The 7,931-nt window shown below is 69.3% G+C and carries 5 protein-coding genes and 1 pseudogene; 4 read left to right on the plus strand and 2 right to left on the minus strand.

Annotation, left to right across the window (positions count from 1 at the left end):
- From RIF68_RS19305 to pknB, 4 genes and pseudogenes are all read left to right on the plus strand, one after another.
- Nucleotides 1-729, plus strand: a pseudogene (locus tag RIF68_RS19305) (protein phosphatase); the annotation flags it as partial.
- 26 nt (nucleotides 730-755) lie between these two features.
- A complete protein-coding gene (locus RIF68_RS19310; RefSeq protein WP_309052527.1) occupies nucleotides 756-2,198 on the plus strand; it encodes an FtsW/RodA/SpoVE family cell cycle protein in 1,443 nt (480 codons plus the stop codon).
- Nucleotides 2,195-3,655 (plus strand): penicillin-binding transpeptidase domain-containing protein, encoded by a 1,461-nt coding sequence (locus RIF68_RS19315; RefSeq protein ID WP_309052528.1) that lies wholly within the window; start codon nucleotides 2,195-2,197, stop codon nucleotides 3,653-3,655. The genes RIF68_RS19310 and RIF68_RS19315 overlap by 4 nt, the downstream gene beginning before the upstream one ends.
- Before the next feature lie 193 nt (nucleotides 3,656-3,848).
- A complete protein-coding gene (pknB, locus tag RIF68_RS19320) occupies nucleotides 3,849-5,930 on the plus strand; it encodes a Stk1 family PASTA domain-containing Ser/Thr kinase (protein WP_309052529.1) in 2,082 nt (693 codons plus the stop codon).
- Between the two features lie 82 nt (nucleotides 5,931-6,012).
- Here pknB and RIF68_RS19325 read toward each other — a convergent pair whose 3' ends face one another.
- Nucleotides 6,013-6,687 (minus strand): class E sortase, encoded by a 675-nt coding sequence (locus RIF68_RS19325; RefSeq protein ID WP_309052530.1) that lies wholly within the window; start codon nucleotides 6,685-6,687, stop codon nucleotides 6,013-6,015.
- Nucleotides 6,688-6,724: 37 nt separating this feature from the next.
- A partial coding sequence (locus RIF68_RS19330; protein ID WP_309052531.1) for a class E sortase occupies nucleotides 6,725-7,931 on the minus strand: 1,207 nt, incomplete at its 5' end.

A 7,931-nucleotide genomic window follows, 5' to 3' on the forward strand; every position in this document is an offset into this window, starting at 1 on the left:
GGCGCGGTCGCCGAGAACCAGGCGCAGCTGAGCGACGGCGGCGCCATGCAGACCCCGGCCGGCCGCGCCTCCGGGCTCGGCCGCCCCGCCCCGCACCACCAGCCGCCGGCCGGCGGCTTCGGCCCGCCCGGGAGCGGCGACGACCACGGCTACGGCAGCATGCCCCCGCAGGGCTCCTTCGAGTCGTACACCGACGACGACTTCGTGAAGCCGCGCACCGGCCGCACCTGGCTGAAGCGCTCCTTCCTCCTCGTCCTCGCCCTCGCCGTCCTCGGCGGCGGCGGCTACGGCGGCTGGCGCTGGACGCAGACCCAGTACTACGTGGGCGCCAAGGACCAGCACGTCGCGCTGTACCGGGGCATCAGCCAGGACCTGGCCTGGGTCTCGCTGTCGGAGGTGGAGAAGGACCACCCCGAGATCGAACTCAAGTACCTCCCCGCCTACCAGCGCAAGCAGGTCGAGGACACGATCACGGGCGGCGGCCTCGGCAAGGCCGAGACGAAGATCGCCGAGCTGGCACTCCAGGCGACGGCCTGCAAGAAGGCCGAGCAGCGCCGCCAGGCCGCCGAGAAGGCCGCCGACCGGGCGAGCAAGCCGCCGGCGACCGAGGGCACCACCCCCGAAGGCACCGCCACGCCCGAACCCAAGCCCACCACAGCCGCTCCCTCCCCGGGTCCCACCCTCACCGCCGAGGAGCAGAAGCTGGCCTCGAACTGCGGCAAGCAGTAAGCACCCGTAGGGGGCCTTTCACCACCATGAGCGTTGTCACCAACACGACCACCATCGGGGCGATCGAAGCACCGAGCCGCCGGAACACCGAGCTGGCGCTCCTCGGCTTCGCCGTCGCCATCCCGGTCTTCGCCTACCTGAACGTGGGCCTCGCCATCGACGGCAAGGTCCCCGCGGGCATGCTCGGGTACGGGCTCGGCCTCACCCTCCTCGCGGGCGTCGCCCACCTGGTGGTGCGCAAGTGGGCGCCGTACTCCGACCCGCTGCTGCTGCCGCTGGCCATCCTGCTGAACGGTCTGGGTCTGGTGCTGATCTGGCGTCTGGACCAGTCACCGCGGCTGATCCAGCTCGCCAAACTCCAGTACGGCGCCTTCAGTCCGTCCGCGCCGAACCAGATGATGTACTCGGCGATCGGCATCGCCATGTTCGTGGGCGTGCTGCTGATCCTGAAGGACCACCGGGTCCTCCAGCGCTACACGTACATCTCCATGGCCGCCGCTCTCGTCCTCCTCCTGCTGCCGCTGGTCCCCGGCCTCGGTACCGACAGCTTCGGCGCCAAGATCTGGATCCGCATCGGCGGCTTCTCGATCCAGCCGGGTGAGTTCGCCAAGCTGGTCCTCGCGGTCTTCTTCTCCGGCTACCTCATGGTGAAGCGCGACGCGCTTGCCCTGGCCAGCCGCCGCTTCATGGGCCTCTACCTGCCGCGTGGCCGCGACCTCGGACCGATCCTCACGATCTGGGCGGTCAGCCTCCTCATCCTGGTCTTCGAGAACGACCTCGGCACCTCGCTGCTGTTCTTCGGCATGTTCGTGATCATGCTGTACGTCGCGACCGAGCGGACCAGCTGGATCGTCATGGGTCTGCTGATGGCCATCGCAGGAGCGGTGGTCGTCGGTTCCACGGCCAGCCACGTGCAGTCGCGTGTGGCCGCCTGGCTCGACCCCTTCGAGTGCCTGAAGACCGCACCTCCCGGCACGAACATGGCGTACGCCTGTGACCAGATGACGCAGGTGCTCATGTCCTTCGGTTCCGGCGGCATCCTCGGTACCGGCCTCGGCCAGGGCAACTCGGACCTGATCAAGTTCGCCGCCAACTCCGACTTCATCTTCGCCACCGTCGGTGAGGAACTCGGCCTGACCGGTGTCATGGTCTTCCTGCTGTTGTACGGCCTGATCATCGAGCGCGGCATCCGTACCGCCCTCGCCGCCCGGGACCCCTTCGGCAAGCTGCTCGCGATGGGCCTCTCCGGCGCCTTCGCGCTGCAGATCTTCGTCGTCGCCGGCGGTGTGATGGGCCTCATCCCGCTCACCGGTATGACGATGCCGTTCCTCGCGTACGGCGGCTCGTCCGTGATCGCCAACTGGGCGCTCATCGGCATCCTGATCCGGATCAGTGACACCGCACGCCGTCCGGCGCCCTCCCCCGCACCGAACCCCGACGCCGAGATGACCCAGGTGGTCCGTCCGTGAACAAGCCGCTGCGCCGGGTCGCGATCTTCTGCGGCCTGCTCGTCCTCGCCCTGCTCGTGCGCGACAACTGGCTGCAGTTCGTCCGCGCGGACGAACTGACCGCCCACCCGAACAACACGCGCGTCCGCATCGAGCGGTACGCCAACGAGCGCGGCAACATCATCGTCGATGGCAAGCCGATCACCGGCTCCGTCGACTCCGGGGGCAACTACTACAAGTACAAGCGGACCTATGTGAACGGCCCCATGTGGGCGCCGGTCACCGGCTACGCCTCGCAGGTGTACGACGCCAACTTCATCGAGAAGATCGAGGACGGCATCCTCACCGGCAACGACGACCGGCTCTTCTTCGACCGCACGCTGGCCATGTTCACCGGCGAGAAGAAGAAGGGTGGTGACGTCGTCCTGACCCTCAGCGGCGCCGCGCAGAAGGCCGCCTTCGAGGGACTGGGTGACAAGACCGGGGCCGTCGTCGCGATCGAGCCGTCGACCGGCAAGATCCTCGCGCTCGCCTCCACCCCCTCGTACGACCCCTCCACCATTGCCGGTAGCAATGACGAGAAGGCGTGGGTGGCGCTCAATTCGTCCAAGAGCAAGCCGATGCAGAACCGCGCGCTGCGCGAGATCTACCCGCCCGGCTCCGTCTTCAAGGTCGTGACCGCCGCCGCCGCGCTGGAGAACGGCAACGTCACCGACATCAACAAGCCGACGGACACCCCCGAGGGCTGGAAGATCCCGCTCTCCACGATTCCCATGAAGAACCACGCCCAGGGCTGTGCGAACGCCAGCCTCAACCGGGCGCTGGAGATCTCCTGCAACTCGGTCTTCGCCAAACTCGGTGACGAGATCGGCGTCGAGAAGATGAACGAGATGGCGGAGAAGTTCGGCTTCAACGCCGAACAGTTCGTCCCGGTCCGCTCGGCGGCCTCCGTCTTCGACAAGAAGGCGGAGCGAGGCGGTAACGCCCAGGCGGCCATCGGCCAGTTCAACACCGCGACCACCCCCCTCCAGATGGCCATGGTCACGGCCGCGATCGCCAACGACGGCAAGCTCATGAAGCCGTACATGATCGACGAGCTGCGCGCCCCGAACCTGGACGTCATCAAGAAGAACGAACCGGAGGAGATGAGCCGGCCCGTCTCTCCGGAGAACGCCCAGCTCCTCCAGCAGATGATGGAGAACGTCGTCTCCGAGGGCACCGGCGGCCGCGCCGACCTGAAGATGGACGGCGTGAAGGTCGGCGGCAAGACGGGTACGGCCCAGCACGGCGAGAAGAACTCCAAGCGGCCCTACGCCTGGTTCATCTCGTACGCCAAGACCGCCGAAGGTTCCCCGGTCGCCGTCGCCGTGATCGTCGAGGACGCGTCCGGTGTCTCCCGCGAGGACATCAGCGGTGGCGGCCTGGCCGCCCCGATCGCCAGGGACGTGATGAAGGCGGTCCTGAAGGGCCAGGGCTGAGCCAGGTACGGACCCGCTACGGGACCGGTACGGAGACCGCCTCGACAGGGGCGTGGATCAGGTACCGGTCCTGTATCAGGTTCCGGTCCCGGACGGAACGCCTTTCCGGGGCCGGTAGCGTATGCGCGAACAGCACACACCGCCGGACCACCCATGGGTGCGGTCGGGACAGACGGAGAGGGCTGGATTAGCTATGGATGAGCCGCGTCGCCTCGGCGGCCGGTACGAGCTGGGCTCGGTGCTCGGCCGCGGTGGCATGGCCGAGGTGTACCTCGCCCAGGACACCCGGCTCGGCCGCACCGTCGCCGTGAAGACGCTGCGGGCCGACCTGGCCCGTGACCCGTCCTTCCAGGCCCGGTTCCGCCGAGAGGCCCAGTCCGCCGCCTCGCTGAACCATCCGGCGATCGTCGCGGTCTACGACACCGGCGAGGACTACGTCGACGGGGTCTCCATCCCGTACATCGTCATGGAGTACGTCGACGGGTCGACCCTGCGCGAGCTGCTGCACTCCGGGCGCAAGCTGCTGCCCGAGCGCACCCTCGAGATGACGGTCGGCATCCTGCAGGCGCTGGAGTACTCGCACCGCGCCGGCATCGTCCACCGCGACATCAAGCCGGCGAACGTCATGCTGACGCGCACCGGCCAGGTCAAGGTCATGGACTTCGGCATCGCGCGCGCCATGGGCGACGCGGGCATGACCATGACGCAGACCGCCGCGGTGATCGGCACCGCCCAGTACCTCTCCCCCGAGCAGGCCAAGGGCGAGCAGGTCGACGCCCGCTCCGACCTGTACTCCACCGGCTGTCTGCTCTACGAGCTGCTCACCGTCCGGCCGCCGTTCATCGGCGATTCCCCGGTCGCCGTCGCGTACCAGCACGTGCGCGAGGAACCGCAGCCGCCGAGCAACTTCGACCCCGAGATCACGCCCTCGATGGACGCCATCGTCCTGAAGGCCCTGGTCAAGGACCCCGACTACCGCTACCAGTCCGCCGACGAGATGCGTGCGGACATCGAGGCCTGCCTCGACGGTCAGCCGGTCGCCGCGGCCGCCGCCATGGGCATGGCGGGCGCGTCCGCGTACGGCGGGGGCTACGGCTATCCGCCGGAGGACCAGCCGACCACCGCCCTGCGCCAGGCCGACGCGGGCGCGCAGACGTCGATGATGCCGCCGATCGGCGCGGACGACGGCTACGGCGGATACGACGACCGTCCGGACCGCCGACGCGGCGGGCAGAAGAAGTCGAACACCTCGACGATCCTGCTGGTCCTCGCGGGCATCCTCGTGCTGGTCGGCGCCATCTTCATCGGTACCTCCCTGTTCGAGAAGAAGGACGGCCCGCAGCAGGTCCCGGTCCCGCAGCTCGTGGGCCAGAAGTTCGACGTGGCCGAGCGGCTCGCGAACAACGCCCAGGTCAGGATCCAGGAGGCGGGCAAGGAGCGCTGCGACCAGCCCACCGGCGCGATCTGCCGCCAGGACCCGGCTCACGACGGCGTCCGGAGGATGGACACCAACGGCACCATCCAGGTGTACGTCTCCGAGGGCGCCCCGCTGACCGAGGTCCCGGACGTCAAGGAGAAGTCGCGCGAGAGCGCCGAGGAGCTCCTGAAGAGCAAGGGATTCAAGGTCAAGGTCGTCGAGGAGGAGTCCGACGAGGACCCCGGCACCGTTCTGCGCCAGAACCCTGACGGTGGCACCAAGGCCGAGCAGAACTCCGAGGTGACGATCACCGTCGCCACGCAGAAGCAGGCGACCGTTCCGTCGGTCGTCGGCAACCAGCTCGCCCCGTCCGAGCAGCAGCTGAAGACGCTGGGCTTCGTGGTCATCACCGAGTACGTGGACTCCGACAAGCCCAAGGACGAGATCCTGGAGCAGACCCCGGGCGGCAACGAGTCGGCGGCCCAGGGCTCCGAGGTCAAGCTGCGCGTCTCCAAGGGCCCGCAGATCACGCAGGTCCAGATCCCGGCCGACATCGCGACCAAGCAGTTCAAGGACGTGCGGGACCAGCTGCAGGGCATGGGCCTCGTCGTCCAGCAGCAGGGCTCCGACAAGGAGGACGCCATCGTCGTCGGCTCGAACCCGCCGGCGGGTTCGATGGTCAACCCCGGCACGACGGTCATCGTCTACACCATGGGCGGTGGGGGCGGCGGCGACAACAACGGCGACCCCGGCACCGGTGACCCCGGCAACGGTGACCCCAGCAACGGGAATCCCGGGGGTGGCAACGGGAACGGTGGCAACGACAGCGGCGGCTTCGGCGGCGGCCTCTTCGACTGACCCCCGGACCGCGTGACAAGGGCAGAGCCCCGGCATCCACCACGGATGCCGGGGCTCTGCTCGTTCCCGCCCGCCCGGGCGGTCAGCGCAGTTCGGCCGGTGGCGTGCGGTCGCGGTCGACCTTCTCCGTGCGGACCAGCTCGCCCCACACGATGTAGCGGTAGTCCGAGGTGTACATCGGGGTGCAGGTCGTCAGGGTGATGTACCGGCCCGGCTTGGTCTTGCCGGACTCCTTCGGGACGGGCTGGAGGACGTCCACGTTGTACTTCGTCGTCTGCGGCAGCGAGTTGTAGACCTTGTAGACGTACCAGGTGTCCTTCGACTCGAAGACGATCGCGTCCCCGGTCCTGAGCTTGTGGATGTTGTGGAACTTCGCCCCGTGCCCGTCCCGGTGCGCGGCCAGGGTGAAGTTGCCCTTCTTGTCCTGCGGGAGGGCGGACTTGATCGGCTCGGTGTAGTAGCCGGCGACACCGTTGTTGAGGATGGCGCCGGTCGTGCCCTGCTTCACCAGGATCTCGTCGCCGCCCATGGCGGGCACGTGCAGGAAGCCGATGCCGTCCTTCGTGTCGAGCGCGCCGGGGCCGCCCGCCCACCGGTCGCGGACCTGCGCGCCGTCCTGGTCGGCGGCGCGGTCGGCGAGGACGTTCGTCCACCACAGGGAGTAGACGACGAACAGTCCGAGCACCAGGCCCGCTGTGATCAGGAGTTCGCCGAAAACGCTGATGATGCCGGCGATCCGGTTGCGCGCACGTGCCACTAGGTCGTCCCGTCGTCCCGTCCGGAGGTGTGGGGTCTCAGCCTACGAGCGCGTCAGGCTTTCCCTTGCTGCGCGGGCGTTCCTCGACCATCTTGCCCCACACGATCATGCGGTAGGTGCTGGTGAACTCCGGGGTGCACGTCGTGAGGGTGATGTAGCGGCCGGGCTTCGTGAAGCCCGAGCCCTTGGGGATCGGGTCGATCACCGCGACGTTGGAGGGCGCGGTCTGCGGCAGGATGCTCGCCATCTCGTACGTGTAGTACGCGTCCTGGGTCTCGACGACGATCGGGTCGCCCGGCTTCAGCTGGTTGATGTACCGGAACGGCTCGCCGTGGGTGTTGCGGTGGCCGGCGACCGCGAAGTTGCCCTGCTTGTCGGAGGGCATGGCCGTCTTGAGGCTGCCCTCGGCGTAGTGGCCGACCATGCCCTTGTCGAGGACCTTGGGCTTGTCGATGCCCTCGGCGATGGGGACGACGACGTCCAGCTTGGGGATGTACATGATGGCGAAGCCCTCGCCGGGCTCGAAGGCGCCGGGGGTGCGCTCACCCTTCGCCCACGTGTCCTCGATGCGCTCCTTGGCCTGGTTCGTCTCCTGGCCGGCGAGGACGTTCGTCCACCACAGCTGGTAGGTGACGAACAGCAGCATGACCACGCCGAGGGTGATGAAGAGTTCGCCGACGGCCCGGCTGGCGATGACACCGACGCTGTCCTTGGCCTCACGGGCCGCACGGCGGGCCTCGACCCGGGAGAGCGGGCGGCCGTCGCCCGGCCCTGGCGGCGGAGCGGCCGGGGTGACCGGGGCACCGCCGCGGCCCTTGCCGCGGGCGCCCCTGCCGCCCTTGGCGGCGGCACGGCGGCGCTCCGCCCTGCCCGGCCCGGGAAGCGGCTCCACGACCGGCATGGGCGTCGTCTCGTCCTGCCGGGCCCGCCGGGGCCGCGGAGCCTCCACGGGCTCGTACGGGGCCGCGTCAGGGCCTCCCTCGGGCGCGCCGGACGGGAAGGGCACCGAGCGCTCGGACGGCCCGGCGGGCGCGGGGGAGGGCGCCGTCCCGTACGCGGGGTCGTACGGCGTCCCGTACGCCGGTCCGCCGTGCGAGGGGTCGTACGCCGGCGTGCCATACGAGGGTTCGTGCGGGGTGCCGTACGGGGCGGGCGCGTGCCCGCCGGTCCCCTGGGCGCCGTACGGCGGAGGCACCGCGCCGTATTCCTGCCCCTGGTCCTGGCCCGGCCCCTGGACGGGCGCC

The organism is Streptomyces sp. (assembly GCF_031178505.1).
GTDB lineage: Bacteria > Actinomycetota > Actinomycetes > Streptomycetales > Streptomycetaceae > Streptomyces > Streptomyces gulbargensis.

Bases quoted from the DNA above. Each gene is read 5' to 3' on its own strand.
- RIF68_RS19310 (WP_309052527.1), top strand. From the start codon at position 756: ATGAGCGTTGTCACCAACACGACCACCATCGGGGCGATCGAAGCACCG.
- pknB (WP_309052529.1), top strand. From the start codon at position 3,849: ATGGATGAGCCGCGTCGCCTCGGCGGCCGGTACGAGCTGGGCTCGGTG.